The organism is Terrimonas alba, assembly GCF_042434975.1.
Taxonomy (GTDB): Bacteria; Bacteroidota; Bacteroidia; order Chitinophagales; family Chitinophagaceae; genus Terrimonas_B; species Terrimonas_B alba.
In genome coordinates, this window is the sequence record NZ_JBHMQM010000006.1 from 433,092 (window position 1) to 451,392 (window position 18,301).

Consider the following 18,301-nt stretch of genomic DNA (forward strand, 5'->3'; position numbering starts at 1 on the left):
ATTACCAATTTGCCGACACAATGATGTCTCTTACATCCGTATATTAGTTTACGTCTTCCCTTTAATCTTCGTAGCCGTATTCAGGCGCTTCTATTTCCAGTTTACTGTCCACACTGATAACACCTGGCGCATTCCATGCCGCTGTCTCTGCATCTTCCTTTTCTGCGATGGAGCGTACTTTACCGCGAAGAATAACAGTACTTCCTGATACTTCAACGTCTACTTGCCGGGCATCAACAGTGGCGCTTCTATGAAAAGCCGCATCGATTCTCTCCTTAATATCATCTGTTGAAAATTTGGGTTTTACAGTTATCAAATTAACCACGGCACGAACTCCCACTAAATTTTCAACTGCTTTCCTGGCATTTGTACGCTGGTATTCCCATTCAACCTCTCCTTCCAGGATTACAATACCATTTTCCACTTTTATTTTGATTGTTTCTTCCTTCACGGCTGCATGCCATTTCAATGTGTTTAACACGGCTGCTGCAAGCTCTGCATCAGGTTTACGAGCTGCTGTATCAACGCCAATTTGTATACTTTCTGCAATTGCTTTTACACCGGCTATCTTTTTGGCAGCCCCCTCGGCAGCCAGCTTTTTTACATAGCTATCCACGTTTCCTGAAAGTGTGACAATTCCATTCTGCACGGCTATATCAATTTTCGTTTCATTTATAAGCGGGTTCCACCTGAATTCTTTCTTAATATCTTCCCGTATTTGAGTATCACTTTTCATATTCTGTTTTTTAGTGATTAATAAAATTTTTTCGATCAGAAAGACGTTGTGCAATAGTTGTTGGTTATAGCAACATCCTGCCTCTGCTAAAACAAAGTTATTTGACCAACTCCTTCCCGGTAATGACACGCATCAATCCGGGAACTGACCGAACTCATTGCAGACGGTTATTAATTTAGGTTGCTTTGTTTAGGTTTTGAATTACCAAGACTGCCAAATAAATAATGACATGGGTACAGTTACCCCCGCGGCCATAACTTATAAACTGCCAAAAATTATCAACCCAGCTTTATTATTTCTTTTGGCGAACTGATCGTATAAAAAAACTTTAATCGTCACTGGTGAGCGGGGAAAAAAGATTTGGTACGTGTGAGACAGAAAAACTTTTATAACCATAAAAATCAAAAACTATGTCACTCGATTTTGAAAAATATGCAGCCAAGGGAAACGAATTTGTTCGTTTGGTGGCAGATGAATTAACTATTTCGTCAGACAAGGCGGGCCGCATCATTCGCACTGTTTTTCACGCTTTGCGCAACCGGCTTAGCCACGAAGAATCTTTTCAACTGCTTGCCCAGTTACCAATGGTGTTGAAAGGCGTTTATGTGGACGGCTGGAAATATAACAAAGACTTTACCCGCATTCATCATGTGGATGATTTCCTCAACGAAGTAAGAAAAGAAGACAATAACCTGGCTGGTTACGATTTTGGAAACAATGAACGGGCAAAAAAAGCAGTTGCCGCCGTATTTAAAGCCATGAATTATTTTATAAGCGAAGGCGAATTCAAAGATGTCATGGCGGTATTATCAGCAGAAATGAAGGAGTTTATAAAAAAGAGCATTGCCGGCAATGAAACCGTCTTGTAACATTGGCGACAACGAACTGCAACGATATTGTCAACTTCCCCACCGGAGGGCATTTTTTAAATTAAAATAGTTCACAAAAAAAACGATCATATGAATATAGAATTTCACAGCGCTTACGGATTGGTATCAGAAGGGCTGATAGATGAGCTCCGAAAAAAGATATTGGAACTTTCTCATGTCAACAAAGATATTTCCAGGGCAGAGGTTGTATTGAAGGAAGACGAAATGAATACTCCAGCCGGGAATAAAGTTTGCGAGATAAGGCTATCTATTTTTGGAGATGACCTTCTTGCTTATGGCCGCACAGAAAGTTTCAAAAAATCTGCAAAAGAAGCCCTGAAAGCATTAAAGAAAATGGTGAAGCAACAGGTAAAAAGACAAAAGGAAATTCCGGATCAAATTACCAGTACAGTAAAAGTTTAGCAAATATCTTTTGTATTGGCTAACGTCGTATGGAAAATCAGGCTTCACTTCTTTCACGGCAGTTTTAATTTTGTGTTTACTTCCTAATCGGCGAAACATTTAAACAAAAATGCATGCGGCTACCCGATTCCGTAAAAGCCATGGTTTTGGAAAAACCAAAACAACCACTTGTTCTGAAAGAAATGGCTATGCCGTCACCACTACCCCACCAGGTGCTGATAAAGATAATCGCCTGCGGTGTTTGCAGAACGGATCTGCATATTATTGATGGTGAACTAACAAATCCCAAACTACCGCTGATACCAGGTCATGAAATAATAGGTATAGTGGCAAAGACAGGAAGCAAGGCTGAAAATTTGAAAGAAGGTGATCTTGTCGGTGTGCCCTGGTTGGGCTACACCTGTGGGGCCTGCAAGTACTGCCGAAACGGTAAAGAAAACTTATGCATCAACGCCGGCTTTACCGGCTATACAATAGATGGCGGCTATGCAGAATATACAGTTGCCAATGCGCAATATTGTTTTCCGCTTTCAAACAAATATGCTAATACCTCGGCAGCGCCATTGCTTTGCGCCGGTCTTATCGGTTTCCGTTCCTATAGCATGATCGGCAAACATGCTACTAGTATTGGTATTTATGGTTTTGGCGCTGCCGCACATATTCTTACACAACTGGCAATTTACCAGGGCAAAAAAATTTTCGCTTTCACAAGAGATAATGATGTGGAGGCGCAGCATTTCGCCAGGCAACTTGGATCGACGTGGGCGGGCAATTCTTCTCAGCCATCGCCTCAAACATTAGATGCTGCTATCATCTTTGCGCCGGTCGGAAGTCTTGTGCCAAAAGCATTAATGGATGTTGACAAAGGCGGCATTGTTGTTTGCGGTGGTATTCACATGAGTGATATCCCTTCTTTTCCTTATCGACTTTTATGGGAAGAAAGAAGCATTTGCTCCGTAGCTAACCTTACAAGAAAGGACGGAGAAATCTTTTTCAAGCTCATTAATGAAACAGAAATAAATACTACTATAAAAGCCTATCCGCTGATCAAGGCTAATGAAGCTTTAGATGATTTGAGAAATGGCAACATACATGGCGCTGCTGTTTTGATCACAAGCTAAATCCCTGAACCGTTTCTTTCAGATTAAATTCGAAATTCGTTCCGGTATTTGTTCCGTTTTTGTAGGAATTATCATTACTCTTTTACTCTCAAAACGGAAAAAAAATTGTAAAGAAGTAATTTAAATAGAAGCACTATCAGCCTGAGCTTATCAAACCATCAACGATAAGAAACGTTCAACGTCATAATAAGCATTGTGCGCTGATGGAGATATCTTAGGCAGGATAAGGTCAAAAGCATGATCTGTTTGAGGTATAAGGCGTATTACAGCCGCTACACAGACGTCTGTTAAACGGGTGTGTAAATGGCGGATTGCTTCTACCGGAGCCAGTATGTCGTATTTACCATGAATAAGCAAGGTCGGAGGACAACCCTTGTGAACATGCGTGATGGGAGAAAACAGGGAATAGGCCTCCGGCTTTTCATCAGGGTTTCCCCCGAGCATAGGGGCCAATATGCCGGGTTCAACATCTTTATCAAAGCCGAGACGATGAAAGTCTTCGCCCATTTTTTTTTGGATCCATGATGGCATCCCACCCGATCCTCCATTTTTCTTTTTCCCCAATGCTGAATGGCTGGTCAAATGTTGACAGGTATGATAATAAGTAGCGACCAGGTCAGCCTGGCCGTATAACGAAATCACTCCTCTAACACTAAGATCGACCGCTTCTAAATCCATTGGCATGAACTCCTCACTTTGATTTGTATAGGCTGTAAGCAAAGCAATGTGAGCCCCTGCCGAACCTCCGCCAATCACAATTCTCTCAGGATTTATATTATAAGCTACAGCATTGGCTTTCATCCATGCAATAGCATGTTTCGCATCATGCACCATCCCCATAAAATCAGTCTCAGGAAAAAGCCGGTAAGCTACATCCATGATCACATGGCCTTGTGCTGCGAGATGTCTGAAAAAAGTTCGTGTACCATAATCTTTATCAAGCGCCGTCCATGCGCTGCCATGCAGGTAGATGAATGCAAGCCCCGAATGACTTATGCTTTTGGGCGGTTGCCATATATCGCATAAGAGCTGTCGGTTTGTACCCGGTATTGTATAGAATGAAATATTTTGGCTAAAGACCGGATCCGGAGATTTCGGAAGCTTTAACACGTAACGATTGGGAAGAAACCGATATTTCCTTCCCTGAGGGATATAATTTTTCCATTGCTCTCCAAATGCCTTTTCAAAACCAGTGAAACGTTCAGTTGTACTGCTTATTTTAGTAATGTGTATTAAGTAGAGTAAAGCACTGCAACTTCCAAATGCAATGGCAAGCCACGAGTTCAAAATCAATCCTGAAATTGCCACTATTATCCCAACAAAAAACAATACAGGCGAAAGAGCAGAAACGAACACTTTTATCAACCACAGAAAAAGTGTAGTTGGCTGGTGGAGCCGGAACAAGGCAAACCGTATCATCAACAAATTGATTGATGCCAGCAAAATGACAAGGATTTGCAGGATGAGTTGCATAGTATTCAGCGCTAATATGGTATCAGTTGTTCCGTTCTGCAGACAATTCTACCAAATCCAAAAATTGCCATCAGTATCCATCTTATGGTTGGAATAGGGATTTGATTCTATAATTTGTCCGCTGAGCCTGTTCTAAATAAAGAATTAAGAGGCAAATGAGTGCATTATTTTGCCGCGGCTATTACAATACATCCGGTGCCGCAATAACCGTTGTTTCTTTCTTTTCCGGCTTTTTCACAATAACACATTCGGTAGTAATAAACATACCGGCAACAGAGGCGGCATATTCCAAAGCGAGACGGCTCACCTTCACCGGATCAATAATACCTGACTCCAGCAGGTTTTCAAATTGTTCGGCTTTAGCGTTATAACCAAAATCGTTCGTTCCTTTTTTTACTTTTTCAACTATTTCAGCAGACTCAATCCCGGCATTCAATAAGATCTGTTTCAAAGGTTCCTCCAATGCTTTCCGTAGAATTTCCCTGCCTACCTGTTCATCATCATTATTATATTCCGCTTTATCCAATTCTTCCAGGCAACGCAGGTAAGCAATGCCTCCACCCGGCACTATTCCTTCTTCCATTGCCGCGCGGGTAGCATTCAATGCATCATCCACTATGTCTTTTTTTATATTCATTTCCGCTTCCGAGGAAGCTCCTACATATACAATAGCAACGCCACCTGAAAGTTTGGCCAGCCGCTCCTGCAATTTTTCTTTATCATAATCAGAAGTAGTAGTCTTCAGTTGTTCCCTGATCTGCGCAATAGCTCCGGTGATGTTTATTTTCTCACCGCTTCCACCTACAATAGTCGTTTTGTCTTTTGTGATGATTATCTTTTCACACCTGCCCAGGTGGGAAATATCTGCATTTTCCAATTTCAATCCTTTATCCTCGGTAATGACGGTCCCTCCGGTAAGCACGGCAATATCTTCCAATATTTCCTTGCGACGATCACCAAACCCGGGAGCCTTTACGGCTGCTACCCTGATAACGCCCCTGAGTTTGTTAACTACCAATACAGCCAATGCTTCTCCCTCAAGATCTTCGGCAATAATCACCAATGGTTCATTAGCCTGTGATATTTTATCAAGCAGCGGAAGCATTTCCTTCATACCTGATATCTTCTTATCATAAATAAGGATATAGGGTTTTTCATACACCACATTCATTTTTTCGGGGTTAGTAATAAAATATGGCGATAAGTAACCACGATCAAACTGCATTCCTTCTACTACTTCCACATACGTTTCAAATCCTTTTGCCTCCTCAATCGTAATTACTCCTTCCTGCCCCGCTTTTCGCATCGCATCGGCAATAAGTTTTCCAATCTCCGGGTTGTTACCAGCCGAGATACTTGCTACCTGTTCAATTCTGGCGCTATCCGTACTTACAGGAATGGCCATTTGCTTCAGTTTTGCAATTATCTTTTGTACTCCTTTATCAATACCTTTTTTGATATCCATTGGATTCATGCCTGCTTCCACTTTTTTCAGGCCGGACTCGATTAGTGTCCTGGCCAGCAAAGTAGCGGTGGTCGTTCCGTCTCCCGCTGCTTCAGCAATGCGAACAGCAGCATCCCGGATCATTTTTACACCCATCTCTTCCATGGGATCTTCCAACTCAATTTGCCTGGCAACAGTCACCCCGTCGCAGGACATTTGGGGTGATCCATCCAATTTTTCAAATACAACATTCCGGCCTTTTGGGCCTAATGTAATAACAACAGCCCTCGCAAGTTTGTCAACACCCGCTTTCAATTTTTTGCGGGCATCCAAATCATAATCGATCAATTTTGACATATGCGTCTATTTATGTTTTTAAAACGAATCCCCCACACTCTGGGAGCTTGCTTTCAAATTAAGGAAGTGAAAAATTTACAGGAGATATAAAAACATGTTACTCATCAAATGAATACTCAGGCACTTCTATCTCCAGTTTGCTTTCCACACTGGTTACTCCCGGCGCATTCCAGGCAGCTATTTCTGCATCATCTCTTTCGGCAAATGAACGAACCTTGCCCCTTAAAATGACTTTGCTGCCCTCCACCTGCGCTGTAATCTTTCCTGCATCAATACTGGCGCTGCGAAGAAAGGCTGCATTGATCTTTTGTTGAATATCAGAGGGGGTGATCTTTGGTACTACAGAAATTAAATTGGTGATAGAACGTACTCCCGTTAAATTCTCAATGGCATTTTTTGCATTGCTGCGTTCATATTCCCATTCCACTTCGCCTTCAAGTCTTACATTACCATCTTCTACTTTTATTTTGATCCGCTCATCCTGCACTGCAGCATGCCATTTTAGCGCATTGAATACCGCTTCGGCAATCTCGGTATCCGATTTCCGGTCATCAGGGGATATGCCCACCTGCAAATCTTCTGCAACCGCTTTTACACCGGCTACCCTCCTGGCCGCTTTTTCAGCCAGTAATTTTTTGAAATAGGAATCTACCTGGCCCGAAAGTGTAACGATGCCATTCTTAACAGCTACTCCAATGGCTGAGGCATTGAGAAATGGTTCCCAGCGAAGTTCTTCCATTACATCGTGCTGAAGTTTACTATCACTTTTCATGGTTTAAATTTTATTGGTTGATAATTATTTATGCCGCCTTTGACTAGCCGGCCTTTTTCAATTCTCTCAATTTTTCCAGGTAATACATCACTTCATCATCATCCACTTCTTCAAAGTTGTCATAAAAGGCCCCCACTCCATAAAACGAAATAGGTATTAATACCGCCACTACTTCGTCTACTTCCTTTGATAATTTTTCTACAGCGCTCCTTGAAGCAACCGGCACCCCGATCACAATTTTACCGGGATTGCTTTTTCGAATTACATTTACCGTAGCCAGCAGCGTATTACCGGTGGCAATGCCATCGTCAATAACAATGACCGTTTTCCCTTCCAGGCGTTCAGGTTCTTCATCACCCATAAATTTTGTGTACATCTCTTTCAACCGGCTGCGAACCCGTTGGAGTTCTTCTTCGATGTACTGATCCGAAACATCACTATGCGGGATTACAAAATAATCGGTAAGGCTCGCAGCGCCAATAGCATATTCTTTATTCATAGGATGTCCGATCTTTTTCGTCAGTATGATCTCAAGAGGAAAACCTAACTCGCGGGCCACCGCGTAGGCCACAGGCACGGCTCCCCTTGGTACTGCCAGTACAATACCCGGGTCATTTTTATATTTTTTCAATTTATTGGCGAGTAATACGCCGGCTTCAATTCTGTCGCGAAACATACAAATAGGTTTTATTTTTCGGGTGCATTTTTATTTACGCTTTAATGACGCCGTATCCCGTAAAGGCTGCAACCATTTTTCAAACCACGCTGCTGCTATTGCGCATACCTTTTCCATCATTCCCCGTTCTTCAAATAAATGAGAAGCGCCGTCCACCACTTCTAATTTCTTTTCGCATTGCAGTTGCTGATAAGCCTTCTGATTTAATTCCAGTACATCATAATCCAGGCCGCCCACGATCAAAATGGTGGGGGCCTTTACCTTTGGCAGGTCACCCATTGCCAGGTCCGGACGTCCACCTCTTGACACGACGGCCCCGATCTGCGGCAGATATTTTGCAGCTCGCAAAGCAGAAGCTGCCCCTGTACTAGCACCAAAGAACCCTAACCGGCAATTGTTGGCTGCGGGCTGCTGCTCCAGCCATTGCGTTGCCCCAATCAATCGTTCAGTCAATAAGTCAATATCAAAACGATTACTATAATACCTGTCTTCCACCTCACTCAACAAGTCAAACAAGAGTGTTCCAAAGCCTTTTTGATGCAGATAATGAGCCACCATAAGATTGCGGGGGCTCTTGCGACTGCTACCACTTCCGTGCGAAAAAATAACAATGGAAGATGCGCCGGTCGGGATGACCAGTTCTCCTTTTAGTTCCACACCTGTTACAGGAATAATTACTTCCTCGTCAAAATGTAAATCCATAATTTACTTTTTCCCCATTAATAAAATGGGAGCTACAGCCTTGACATTGATCTCCTGTTGCGCAAATGCTGATAGCTTCTCATCAATTTGCTTCTCGTTCAGTTCTGCTTCATGAAATACAATAGCGGCTTTATCATTTCCCAATGCTTTGGCAAAGGCAGCAGCAGTTCCATACATACTGATTTTATAATGGTTGATGGCTTGTATGCACGCAAGCAGGCAGGCATCCTGCACTTCCTGATCGGTGCAATTATTTACCTTCTCTCTTGTCTCGGTAATAAATGCCTGCATTACCATATTCGTGCGGCTTAACGAGTCAATTTTTTCATCGTTAATAAATTCCAGTAACCTACCAGTATGTTGTTGCACCCATGCCTGGTATTCCTGCAAAACATTTTTAAGTGTTATGGAACCAGCCAGGTTGATCCAAAAGGGCAAAATATTTACTAGTTGGGCTTCGGCACTGCTACATTTCCTGGCATCATAAACAAGCAATTGGTGAAGCGTAGTAATCCCCAAAGTTTCATCGTTCATAATTAAACAGTTTAATTATCAAATCTAATCCACACTAATAGCTCTTTATAATGACTACCATCACTCTTTGATTTGATTGCGCTCATTAATATAAAAGAAGGAATGAACTTGCTTTGGTTGAGAGTTCGGTCAGGTTATCATACGAAATAAGCAGGCAACAAAAAATAAATTGGAAACCGGGTATAAAAATTGATTATTTAAAAACAAGTTAATGCGACGCTATTTTAGAAACCAACCAGCAGTTAATCAACCCGAAGTGGTAAATGCCATTCAGCAAAATGCCTGGCCTTTACAAAGTAAAGCTGGCTTACAACCCCTGATGGACAGAATAGGCGATGCCAGAATTGTCATGTTGGGTGAAGCAAGCCATGGGACACATGAGTATTATACCTGGCGGGCTCATATTTCAAAGCGACTAATTGAAGAAAAGGGTTTCAATTTTATTGCGGTGGAAGGCGACTGGCCCGATTGTTACCGGCTTAACCGTTTTGTAAAAGGATATGATTCAGCTAACAAAGGAGCCTTCAAGATTTTGCATGCCTTTAACCGCTGGCCAACCTGGATGTGGGGCAATTGGGAGATAGTAGCGCTGGCCGATTGGCTTGCGCAATATAATGCAGGACTATCTGCTGATAAAAGAATAGGTTTTTATGGCCTGGATGTATATAGTCTTTGGGAAAGCATGGACAGCATTATGCAGTATTTGAAAAAAACAGATCCATTGGCCTTGAAAATAGCTGAAGAAGCATATCTGTGTTTTGAACCGTATAGAAAAGACGAAGGCAAATCCTACGCAAGAGCATCACAGTTTGTTCCCGAATTGTGCCAAAATGAGGTTGTGGATTTACTCAAAGAGATTCAAAAAAAATTACCGCAGTACAATACCGACCATGAAAATGTTTTCAGCGCTGAACAAAATGCATTGATAACCGTGAACGCCGAAAATTATTACCGTGCCATGATCGCCGGTGGGCCGCATAGCTGGAATGTACGTGATCGCCATATGGCAGACACCCTGGACCGGTTATTAGAATTTCATGGAGAAAAATCCAAAGCAATTGTTTGGGAACATAACACCCATATCGGGGACGCCCGGGCAACGGATATGGTAGATGAAGGCATGTATAATGTTGGCGAACTGGCAAGAATAAATTACAATGATGAGGGAGTTGTCCTTGTTGGATTCGGATCATACAAAGGATCAGTGATTGCCGGAAAAAGTTGGGGCGCCCCTATGACTAAAATGCAATTGCCCGATGCAAGGCCGGGGAGTTGGGAGGATCTGCTGCACCGGGCAGGGACGGAAAATAAGCTTTTGCTGATGGATGATTTTGCAGATAATGATACTATGATGGAACATCATATCGGCCACCGGGCCGTTGGGGTAGTTTATCAACCGCAGTATGAGCAGTATGGCAATTATGTTCCCAGCATTTTACCGCTGCGCTATGATGCTTTCATCTATCTGGACGAAACACATGCACTACACCCAGTACATATTCAACCGGATGGTCATCAAATACCCGACACTTATCCTTTTGGAGTATAGGTAACACTATCAAAATAAGTGGCGGAAATAGGCAGGTTTCTTTTAGTGGTTCCTGTTGTTCCTTCATCTTTTATTCACAAAAAGGGATTTACCACATAAAAAATTTGATACCCTGTTATTTGATTAAATATCTCTTTAAACAGGAAAAAAGCTATTGACTAACCCGGAAAACCTTGATGATCATCATACCTGCAGATAATGCTGATCATCGCCAAAGAATAGTGAACGTAATAGCTTGCCGCATGAGCGTAGATTCTTTCCCGGATTAACGAATTAATAAGTTAACGAAGGGATACTCTTATTGCCATAGAAGATATATAAACGATTAAACTAAAAGCCATATGAGAAAATTTTTAACTGCCTGTTCAGTATTACTATTTCTGTCAGCCCAGTCCCAGTTTTCCGTCGGAATGAAAGGAGGCATAAGCATTCCAAGGCTCAAGGGTAACAATGAAAAAAGCGAAGGCTATACGTCCCGGCTGGGTATTTATGGAGGAGTGCAGGCAATCTTTCCATTATCTCACACACTATCGCTGCAGCCTGAGGTAAATTTCTCACCCCAGGGCGGGCAACGGAAAGGTATGCAGCCAATCCCATCAGACGCCATTGACGGCATTATGCTTCCACCCGGTGTAGTTCTGTATGCTAACTTTAAAAACACTGCCATCCTTAATTACCTGGAGATTCCCGTGTTACTTAAATTGGCATTCGAACGGCGCTCAAAGTTAACATACTACGCCTGTTTTGGTCCTCATATTGCTTTTCTCCTGGAAGCAAAAACTAAAACAAGCGGAAAAAGTTCTTTGTTCCTGGACAAAGAATCGACTATGCCACTTACACAAAACGGAACATTATTTCCTCCGGTTGATTTCAATAGCACAACAGATATCAAGGAGAGTATAAAAAAAGTAAATGCAGGCATACAGGGTGGCGTTGGTATTGAACATCCAATAGGGAACGGAAATATTTTTTTTGACGCACGTGCCATCATCGGAATGCTAAATATACAGACACATCCCGAAGAGGATGGTAAAAATAAAACTGGCTCGTTTATGTTAGCAATTGGGTATTCACTTATTATAAATAAATAATAGTAGTACAAGAACTTCATAATGCAAACAGCCAGAGAAATCCGCTTTGATGAAATATATTACGGTCACGTCCCACCACTTATACTGGAAAACTAAAAAACGACTTCTTCACTATTGGGAGATAGAATAACTTTCTGAATAGTTCATTTCCCTGTCGGCTGTTCTGACGATAATCATTACCTTATCCAATCAGAATCATAGCACAGGCCTTCTGTCCTTCATAGTTTTAGAAAAACTGATTCACTCTGCCTCAAATCCATAAAAACACAGGGCCATGAAAAAATTTATAGCTGCCTTTGATAGTCTCCGGTTTTCAGAAAGCGTGATGGAATATGCTATTCTTCTCGCCAAACAAAGTAGTGCACACCTGGTTGGTGTTTTCCTGGATGATTATTTACGTCATAGTTATAAGATTTATGACCTGGTAACGAAAGAAACTACTCCCGAAATCAAACAAAAAAAACTGGAAGAAAAAGACAAAGCAACCAGGGCTGCCGCTGTCAGCCGGTTTGAAAATGCCTGTCGCCAGGCCGGGATGAACTATTCATTGCATCATGACCGTGACACGGCTATACATGAATTATTACATGAAAGCATATATGCTGACCTGTTAATCGTCAACAGCAGCGAAACCTTAACGGCCTACACCGAAAAAATTCCCAGTGAGTTTATCCGTGACCTGCTTTCACATGTGCAATGCCCGGTTTTAATCGTACCCCAAAAGTTTAAACCTATTGAGAAACTCATCCTGCTTTATGACGGCGAACCTACATCGGTATATGCCATCAAAATGTTCAGCTATATGCTGCCTTCTTTAAAGCAAATACCAACCGAGGTCATTTCGGCAAAAAGCGGGAATCAAACCCGCATCGTGCCGGATAAAAAATTGATGAAGGAGTTTATGAAGCGCCACTTTCCCCATGCCACCTATTCTGTTTTCAAAGGCTTGCCCGAAACAGCAATCGTAAATTATTTGAAAAAACAAAAAGGAAATCCCCTGGTGATCCTGGGTGCTTACCGGCGAAGTACCGTCTCCCGCTGGTTCAGGGCAAGCATGGCTGATGTGTTGATGAGAGACCTGAAACTCCCGCTATTTATTGCGCATAACAAGTAAGCGGTTAATACCGTCCCGGCCAACTTTTTGCTGCTACGTGAATGAGAACAATCAAAAGCTTATGTGACCACAGTCATTTTTTGGGGTAGTAAGCAGACCTAGCTTCGGTATCTAAAACATCTTGTTATGAATACCGGTCTGACATCCGAATTAGGTGAAGTAATGGAGGCAAAGTATTACCGTCCTGCTATTTCTATCGTAATGCCATTTGAGCCAAAGATGAATCAAAAGACAGCATTGTCGCATTCATTGAAAATTGCCGCAGACAAGGTGGAACGGGAATTAAGGGAAGCTTATTCCACCGAAATCATCGAACTCGTGATGGCCAAGCTCAGGTCGGTAATCAGCAACTTAAATTATAATACCCATAAAAAAAGCATTGCCATTTATGTGTCACCGGTATTTGAAAAGGTTTTGTACCTGGATATTGCGGTAGAAGAAAAGATCATGGTAGATGAGTCATTTGAGATCCGTGACCTCGTTTACAACAAAAAACAATCTCATCAATACCTGGTATTGGTATTAAATGGTAAGAAAAGCCGCATGTTCCTGGGCAATTCAAAAACCTTTGTAAAAATAATTGCCGACACTTCCGGCTCGGTATATGCGTATGTCAATGATGCACCTGAAAAAGTGTCCAATTTTTCGGATACTTCAAGCAGGCGGGAGATCATTATGGAAAAGTTCCTGCACCATATTGATAATTCGCTGGGCATTATTCTCCATTCTTATCATTTGCCGCTTTTCGTAATGGGACCCGAAAGAATCGTTGGCCATTTTAAAAAACTGACCAAACATGGAAGCGCTGTCATCGAATATATTTATGGTGGTTATGATGAAGCCAATGCCGAAGAACTGGCAGCCATCCTGCAACCCTATACTGCAAAATGGAAAGAAGTAAAACAAAAAGAATTATTAAATCAATTGGAAGATGCTGCTGGTAAAAAACAACTGGCAAGTGGCATACGCAATGTATGGCGGGAGGCAATGAATCACAAAGGTCGTCTCCTGGTTGTCGAGAAAGATTATATGTACGCTGCACAGCACGGAGGAAGCAAGAATGTTATTTACATGCCCTCAAAACCTTATTCTAAGTTTTCACATATTAAAGATGCGGTAGATGATGTAATTGAAAAAGTGCTGGAGCAAGGCGGCGATGTGGAGTTTGTTGACAAAGATGTATTGAAAGATTATCACCACATTGCCTTAGTTCAATATTATTAAGTCATATAAAGTAATTTTTATGAAACCGGGCATGATAATTTTTTCTCACACAGTGAAATGATTATCTGCGAGGTTCCATCTGAAACAATAAAAAATAAACAGATGAAAACGATTATCGCCCCAACCGATTTTTCGGCCAACTCGCTGAATGCTGTTGACTATGCCGCTGACATGGCCAATATGCTGGGCGCCCACTTAACCCTATTTCATGTATATGCCATTCCTACACCGGCTACCGAAGTGCCGATACCTACTTATGATGTGGAGGCATTGGCGACAGCCGCTGATGCAGAAATACAAAAGCTAAAAGAAACCCTGTTAAACCGGCTGAATGACCGGGTGATCATTCACACCGAAATAAGACCCGGCTATGTGGTAAACGAATTAACAGAATACGCAGACTCCGTAAAGCCATTTGCAGTGGTAATGGGTGCTGAAAGTGCCGGCGCCTTTGAACGATTCTTATTTGGTGGCAAGACTGTAACAGCGGTAAAAGATTTGTCCTGGCCTTTGATCATTGTGCCACCAACGGCGAAGTTTACCAATATTCGTAAAGTAGGATTGGCCTGTGATTTCAGGGAAGTAGTAGATTCTGTAAGAGTGCAGGAAATAAAAGAACTGGTAAAAGAGTTTAACGCTGAATTGCATATACTACACGTAAGCGACAAGCCACGGGGCACGTTTAGTGCGGAAACAGTAGAAGAATCGGGCCTGTTACAGGAAATGCTGGGCGACCTGCATCCGCAATATCATTTTCTGAATGCGCCAGAAGTTGAAAGAAGCGTAACTAACTTTGCAGAAGAAAACAAGCTTGACCTGCTGATACTAATCCCCAAAAGGCATAGCCTCGTTAGTAAAATATTCCTGCACAGCCATTCCAAACAGTTGGTGCTGCATACACAGGTACCCGTAATGTCACTACATGAATAACGTTATCGCCTGGCAAAATGGAAAATTATATAAAGAAATTCAATGAAATCAGCATAGCTGATATAGCAGCAGTGGGCGGTAAAAACTCGTCCCTGGGTGAAATGTTTTCGAAACTTTCCTCAAAGGGTATTCCGGTACCCGACGGTTTTGCCACCACTGCTTTTGCTTTTGAAGAATTTTTATCGCATAACTCACTACACCTGCAGCTGCATGACCTGGTAAATGACCTGGACAAAAAGAATTTTTCAAACCTGCAAACTATCGGCGCCAAAGCAAGAGCATTGCTGCTGAAAGCAGAAATGCCCCGCAGCATGGAACTGGCAATTGTGCATGCCTATAAAGAACTGTGTGGAACCGTTTATTTCGAAGTTGCTGTGAGGAGCAGTGCAACCGCCGAAGACCTGCCACAGGCAAGCTTCGCCGGCCAACATGAATCTTATCTCAATGTTAAAGGTGAAAAAGCATTGTTGCAGGCAGTTAAAAAATGTTTCGCTTCTCTTTATACAGACAGGGCCATTAAATACCGGGAAGACAATGGATTTGCACACGAAAAAGTAGCCTTATCAGTAGGTGTACAAAAAATGGTTCGTTCTGACCAGGCATCGTCCGGCGTTCTCTTTACACTGGAACCAGAATCGGGGTTCAGGGATATTATACATATCAGCGGTGTATGGGGATTGGGTGAAAATATCGTGCAGGGAACAGTAACACCGGATGAGTTTTTTGTTTTTAAACCCACATTACGGCAAAGCAAGAATGCCATCGTACAAAAGAAACTGGGTGAAAAAGCAAAGACGATGATTTATAGCAACGACGAAGCAAACCCGATTATCAATATTAACACGCCAAAAGAAAAGCAGGAGCGATTTGTTTTGAATGATGAAGAAATAACAAAGCTTGCCAACTGGTCATTGCTGATTGAAGAGCATTATCAAAAGCCAATGGACATCGAATGGGCCAAAGATGGAATCAGCAATGAATTATTTATTATCCAGGCCCGGCCCGAAACAGTACACAGTCAAAAAAATCCTTTGGTCATAAAGGAATACCAACTCCTGGATAAGGGAGTAGTACTAACGGAAGGTCAGGCCATCGGATCCAAAATCGCAATAGGTGTAGCCAGGATTCTTCAATCGCCAAAAGATTCGTATAAGTTAAAACCCGGTGAAATAGTTGTTACCAATTTAACAAGTCCCGATTGGGATCCTATCCTGAAAAACGCCTCAGCGATCATCACCAATAAAGGAGGTAGAACAAGTCACGCCTCCATTGTTGCAAGAGAATTAGGCGTCCCCGCTGTAGTGGGATGCAACGATGCGACGGAAAAAATTGCAGATGGTGATACCATAACTGTATCCTGCAGTGAAGGCAAAACCGGATTTGTCTACAATGGCGCTTTAAAATTCAAAGAGGTTGAAATTGATTTTTCGAAAGTAAAAAAACCGGAAACAACTAAAGCAATGCTGATTGCCGGCGACCCTGACAAAGCCTTTAAACTTTCATTTTACCCCAATGACGGCGTTGGCCTGATGAGGATTGAATTTATTATTACCCATACCATCCAAATACACCCGATGGCGCTGGTTCGCTTTAACGAATTAAAGGATGTTGCGGTAAAACAAAAGATCGAAGAATTAACCCATCACTATCCTGATAAAGAAAAATACTTTGTTGATAAATTGGCTGAAGGCGTTGCAACCATAGCCGCAGCTTTTTTTCCAAAAGATGTAATTGTGCGAATGAGCGATTTCAAAACAAACGAATATGCTAACCTGGTAGGTGGTAAAGATTTCGAACCAACGGAAGAAAATCCAATGATCGGCTTCCGCGGTGCTTCCCGCTATTATCATGAATTATACCGGGAAGGTTTCGGGTTGGAGTGTGAAGCTATCCGCAAAGTGAGGGACGAGATGGGATTTACGAATGTGAAAGTGATGATCCCTTTTTGCAGAACGCTGGAAGAAGGAAATAAAGTGGTAGATGTGATGAAAAAATATGGTCTCTCACAGGGTGTCAATAACCTCAAGATTTACGTAATGGCTGAAATACCAAGCAATGTATTACTTGCCGGAAAGTTTGCACAGATCTTCGACGGCTTTTCCATTGGCTCCAACGATCTTACTCAACTTACACTAGGTATAGATAGAGATTCAGCTATCATCAGCCATTTATTCAGTGAACAGAATGAGGCGGCAAAGGAAATGATCGCAACAATGATCAATAAGGCAAAAAAAGCCGGTTCTAAAATTGGCTTGTGTGGCCAGGCTCCCAGCGATTTCCCTGAGTTTGCAAAATTCCTGGTAGAACAGGGAATTGATAGCATCTCCTTTAATCATGACGCTTTATTAAAGGGGATTGAAAACATCCGGCTAGCGGAAAAAAAAGAAATAAAAAAATTACAACAAACGCCAAGCCCTTAGCATGGAAAAGCTTTTTGAAAATAAAGTGGCGATTGTAACGTAAACAATGCATCTATAGCAGGCCTGGTAGGATTCCCTAATATCACCGCTTATGTCGCTTCGAAGCATGGCGTAATCGGGCGTACGAAAAATGCCGCCCTTGAATACGCAAAATTGGGTATCCGGGTAAATGTTGTTTGTCCGGGTGTGATCAGGACGCCGATGGTCGACTGCTTTACCGGGAAAAATAAAGAACTGGAAAAACAATTTGAAACAATGGAACCCGCGGGAAGGCCTGGTGAACCTGAAGAAGTAGCAGCGGCGGTCACCTGGCTTTGTTCAGATGCTTCTTCTTTTGTAACCGGCCATCCGCTGACAGGATGGGTTGCACAATAAATTCAAATTCTTTACAGGATAAAACATACCTGTATGCTTGGCCAATTGAATAATAAGGAAATTGAACTGGTGTTAAAAAATAACCTCTTGGGTCGTATTGCCTGTTATGATGACGCCAAAATGTATATAGTGCCTATCAACTATGTGTATGATGGAAAAGACATCATCGCACACTCGATGCAAGGCATGAAAATAGAAATGATGCGCAGGAACCCGCAAGTTTGTTTTGAAGTAGATGAAATAAAAGATTTCACCAACTGGAAAAGTGTGATCGTGTGGGGCGAATACCAGGAACTATCCGATTCTGCAGAAAGATACAGGGCTATGAAATATTTTGTGGACCACACCCTTCGCACAAAAATCAGTGAGACAGCCATGCCTCCGGAAATATCAGAAGATAACCAGATATTGCATGTTCCCGGCGACCTTCGTCCTGTTATTTACCGGATCATTATCCTTGAAAAGACGGGCCGGTATGAAAAAGATTAATT

General features: G+C 42.2%; 17 protein-coding genes and 1 pseudogene. 11 read left to right on the forward strand and 7 right to left on the reverse strand.

The genetic code is table 11. The features are described from left to right. Window positions 1-61: 61 nt before the first annotated feature. Window positions 62-736, reverse strand: a complete 675-nt coding sequence (locus ACFEL9_RS19160) for a BON domain-containing protein (RefSeq protein WP_385893627.1) — start codon at window positions 734-736, stop codon at window positions 62-64. Between the two features lie 410 nt (window positions 737-1,146). Between ACFEL9_RS19160 and ACFEL9_RS19165 the strand changes: the two genes are divergently transcribed. The 3 genes from ACFEL9_RS19165 (at window position 1,147) to ACFEL9_RS19175 (ending at window position 3,149) form a co-directional block, all read left to right on the forward strand. Beyond that, window positions 1,147-1,605 carry a DUF2267 domain-containing protein gene (locus ACFEL9_RS19165; RefSeq protein ID WP_385893629.1) on the forward strand — a complete coding sequence of 153 codons (459 nt, stop codon included), beginning with the start codon at window positions 1,147-1,149 and terminating at the stop codon, window positions 1,603-1,605. A gap of 90 nt (window positions 1,606-1,695) precedes the next feature. Further along, complete coding sequence (locus tag ACFEL9_RS19170) at window positions 1,696-2,028, forward strand: HPF/RaiA family ribosome-associated protein (protein WP_385893631.1); 333 nt, start codon at window positions 1,696-1,698, stop codon at window positions 2,026-2,028. Between the two features lie 113 nt (window positions 2,029-2,141). Next, window positions 2,142-3,149: a zinc-dependent alcohol dehydrogenase family protein gene (locus ACFEL9_RS19175; RefSeq protein WP_385893633.1), complete on the forward strand. Its 1,008-nt coding sequence runs from the start codon at window positions 2,142-2,144 to the stop codon at window positions 3,147-3,149. 150 nt (window positions 3,150-3,299) lie between these two features. Here the strand turns inward: ACFEL9_RS19175 and ACFEL9_RS19180 are convergent, their stop codons facing one another. The 6 genes from ACFEL9_RS19180 to ACFEL9_RS19205 all read right to left on the reverse strand — a co-directional run bounded on the left by ACFEL9_RS19180 (window position 3,300) and on the right by ACFEL9_RS19205 (window position 9,107). Then, on the reverse strand, window positions 3,300-4,622 hold the full coding sequence (locus tag ACFEL9_RS19180) for an alpha/beta hydrolase fold domain-containing protein (RefSeq protein ID WP_385893635.1): 1,323 nt from the start codon (window positions 4,620-4,622) through the stop codon (window positions 3,300-3,302). Window positions 4,623-4,803: 181 nt separating this feature from the next. Next, window positions 4,804-6,423, reverse strand: coding sequence for a chaperonin GroEL (groL, locus tag ACFEL9_RS19185; protein ID WP_385893637.1), 1,620 nt, complete (start codon window positions 6,421-6,423; stop codon window positions 4,804-4,806). 97 nt (window positions 6,424-6,520) lie between these two features. Then, window positions 6,521-7,195 carry a BON domain-containing protein gene (locus ACFEL9_RS19190; protein WP_385893639.1) on the reverse strand — a complete coding sequence of 225 codons (675 nt, stop codon included), beginning with the start codon at window positions 7,193-7,195 and terminating at the stop codon, window positions 6,521-6,523. A gap of 43 nt (window positions 7,196-7,238) precedes the next feature. Next, complete coding sequence (locus tag ACFEL9_RS19195) at window positions 7,239-7,871, reverse strand: phosphoribosyltransferase (protein WP_385893641.1); 633 nt, start codon at window positions 7,869-7,871, stop codon at window positions 7,239-7,241. Between the two features lie 30 nt (window positions 7,872-7,901). Beyond that, window positions 7,902-8,573 (reverse strand): dienelactone hydrolase family protein, encoded by a 672-nt coding sequence (locus ACFEL9_RS19200; RefSeq protein WP_385893643.1) that lies wholly within the window; start codon window positions 8,571-8,573, stop codon window positions 7,902-7,904. Between the two features lie 3 nt (window positions 8,574-8,576). Beyond that, the gene (locus ACFEL9_RS19205) at window positions 8,577-9,107 is read right to left on the reverse strand and encodes a YciE/YciF ferroxidase family protein (RefSeq protein WP_385893645.1); all 531 of its coding nucleotides are present in this window, start codon (window positions 9,105-9,107) and stop codon (window positions 8,577-8,579) included. A 211-nt stretch (window positions 9,108-9,318) separates the two neighbouring features. Here ACFEL9_RS19205 and ACFEL9_RS19210 point away from each other — a divergent pair, with 211 nt between their 5' ends. The 8 genes and pseudogenes from ACFEL9_RS19210 to ACFEL9_RS19245 all read left to right on the forward strand — a co-directional run bounded on the left by ACFEL9_RS19210 (window position 9,319) and on the right by ACFEL9_RS19245 (window position 18,299). Then, window positions 9,319-10,656 (forward strand): erythromycin esterase family protein, encoded by a 1,338-nt coding sequence (locus ACFEL9_RS19210; protein ID WP_385893647.1) that lies wholly within the window; start codon window positions 9,319-9,321, stop codon window positions 10,654-10,656. Window positions 10,657-10,997: 341 nt separating this feature from the next. Further along, window positions 10,998-11,747 (forward strand): porin family protein, encoded by a 750-nt coding sequence (locus tag ACFEL9_RS19215; RefSeq protein ID WP_385893649.1) that lies wholly within the window; start codon window positions 10,998-11,000, stop codon window positions 11,745-11,747. Window positions 11,748-12,021: 274 nt separating this feature from the next. Beyond that, window positions 12,022-12,861, forward strand: a complete 840-nt coding sequence (locus ACFEL9_RS19220; protein WP_385893651.1) for a putative universal stress family protein — start codon at window positions 12,022-12,024, stop codon at window positions 12,859-12,861. Between the two features lie 126 nt (window positions 12,862-12,987). Then, a complete protein-coding gene (locus ACFEL9_RS19225; RefSeq protein ID WP_385893653.1) occupies window positions 12,988-14,085 on the forward strand; it encodes a baeRF3 domain-containing protein in 1,098 nt (365 codons plus the stop codon). A 102-nt stretch (window positions 14,086-14,187) separates the two neighbouring features. Beyond that, the gene (locus tag ACFEL9_RS19230; RefSeq protein WP_385893655.1) at window positions 14,188-15,015 is read left to right on the forward strand and encodes a universal stress protein; all 828 of its coding nucleotides are present in this window, start codon (window positions 14,188-14,190) and stop codon (window positions 15,013-15,015) included. A 17-nt stretch (window positions 15,016-15,032) separates the two neighbouring features. Beyond that, window positions 15,033-17,435 carry a phosphoenolpyruvate synthase gene (gene ppsA, locus ACFEL9_RS19235; RefSeq protein WP_385893657.1) on the forward strand — a complete coding sequence of 801 codons (2,403 nt, stop codon included), beginning with the start codon at window positions 15,033-15,035 and terminating at the stop codon, window positions 17,433-17,435. A 51-nt stretch (window positions 17,436-17,486) separates the two neighbouring features. Next, a pseudogene (locus ACFEL9_RS19240) lies at window positions 17,487-17,810 on the forward strand (SDR family oxidoreductase); the annotation flags it as partial. A gap of 33 nt (window positions 17,811-17,843) precedes the next feature. Further along, window positions 17,844-18,299, forward strand: coding sequence for a pyridoxamine 5'-phosphate oxidase family protein (locus ACFEL9_RS19245; protein ID WP_385893658.1), 456 nt, complete (start codon window positions 17,844-17,846; stop codon window positions 18,297-18,299). Window positions 18,300-18,301 lie beyond the last annotated feature (2 nt).

What these genes read in the sequence shown, in the direction of transcription:
- ACFEL9_RS19190 (WP_385893639.1), bottom strand. Translation starts at nt 7,195, where the DNA reads ATGAAAAGTGATAGTAAACTTCAGCACGATGTAATGGAAGAACTTCGC.
- ACFEL9_RS19170 (WP_385893631.1), top strand. Translation starts at nt 1,696, where the DNA reads ATGAATATAGAATTTCACAGCGCTTACGGATTGGTATCAGAAGGGCTG.
- ACFEL9_RS19160 (WP_385893627.1), bottom strand. Translation starts at nt 736, where the DNA reads ATGAAAAGTGATACTCAAATACGGGAAGATATTAAGAAAGAATTCAGG.
- ACFEL9_RS19230 (WP_385893655.1), top strand. Translation starts at nt 14,188, where the DNA reads ATGAAAACGATTATCGCCCCAACCGATTTTTCGGCCAACTCGCTGAAT.
- ppsA (WP_385893657.1), top strand. Translation starts at nt 15,033, where the DNA reads ATGGAAAATTATATAAAGAAATTCAATGAAATCAGCATAGCTGATATA.
- ACFEL9_RS19195 (WP_385893641.1), bottom strand. Translation starts at nt 7,871, where the DNA reads ATGTTTCGCGACAGAATTGAAGCCGGCGTATTACTCGCCAATAAATTG.
- ACFEL9_RS19180 (WP_385893635.1), bottom strand. Translation starts at nt 4,622, where the DNA reads ATGCAACTCATCCTGCAAATCCTTGTCATTTTGCTGGCATCAATCAAT.
- ACFEL9_RS19175 (WP_385893633.1), top strand. Translation starts at nt 2,142, where the DNA reads ATGCGGCTACCCGATTCCGTAAAAGCCATGGTTTTGGAAAAACCAAAA.
- groL (WP_385893637.1), bottom strand. Translation starts at nt 6,423, where the DNA reads ATGTCAAAATTGATCGATTATGATTTGGATGCCCGCAAAAAATTGAAA.
- ACFEL9_RS19215 (WP_385893649.1), top strand. Translation starts at nt 10,998, where the DNA reads ATGAGAAAATTTTTAACTGCCTGTTCAGTATTACTATTTCTGTCAGCC.
- ACFEL9_RS19165 (WP_385893629.1), top strand. Translation starts at nt 1,147, where the DNA reads ATGTCACTCGATTTTGAAAAATATGCAGCCAAGGGAAACGAATTTGTT.
- ACFEL9_RS19220 (WP_385893651.1), top strand. Translation starts at nt 12,022, where the DNA reads ATGAAAAAATTTATAGCTGCCTTTGATAGTCTCCGGTTTTCAGAAAGC.
- ACFEL9_RS19210 (WP_385893647.1), top strand. Translation starts at nt 9,319, where the DNA reads ATGCGACGCTATTTTAGAAACCAACCAGCAGTTAATCAACCCGAAGTG.
- ACFEL9_RS19205 (WP_385893645.1), bottom strand. Translation starts at nt 9,107, where the DNA reads ATGAACGATGAAACTTTGGGGATTACTACGCTTCACCAATTGCTTGTT.
- ACFEL9_RS19225 (WP_385893653.1), top strand. Translation starts at nt 12,988, where the DNA reads ATGAATACCGGTCTGACATCCGAATTAGGTGAAGTAATGGAGGCAAAG.
- ACFEL9_RS19200 (WP_385893643.1), bottom strand. Translation starts at nt 8,573, where the DNA reads ATGGATTTACATTTTGACGAGGAAGTAATTATTCCTGTAACAGGTGTG.
- ACFEL9_RS19245 (WP_385893658.1), top strand. Translation starts at nt 17,844, where the DNA reads ATGCTTGGCCAATTGAATAATAAGGAAATTGAACTGGTGTTAAAAAAT.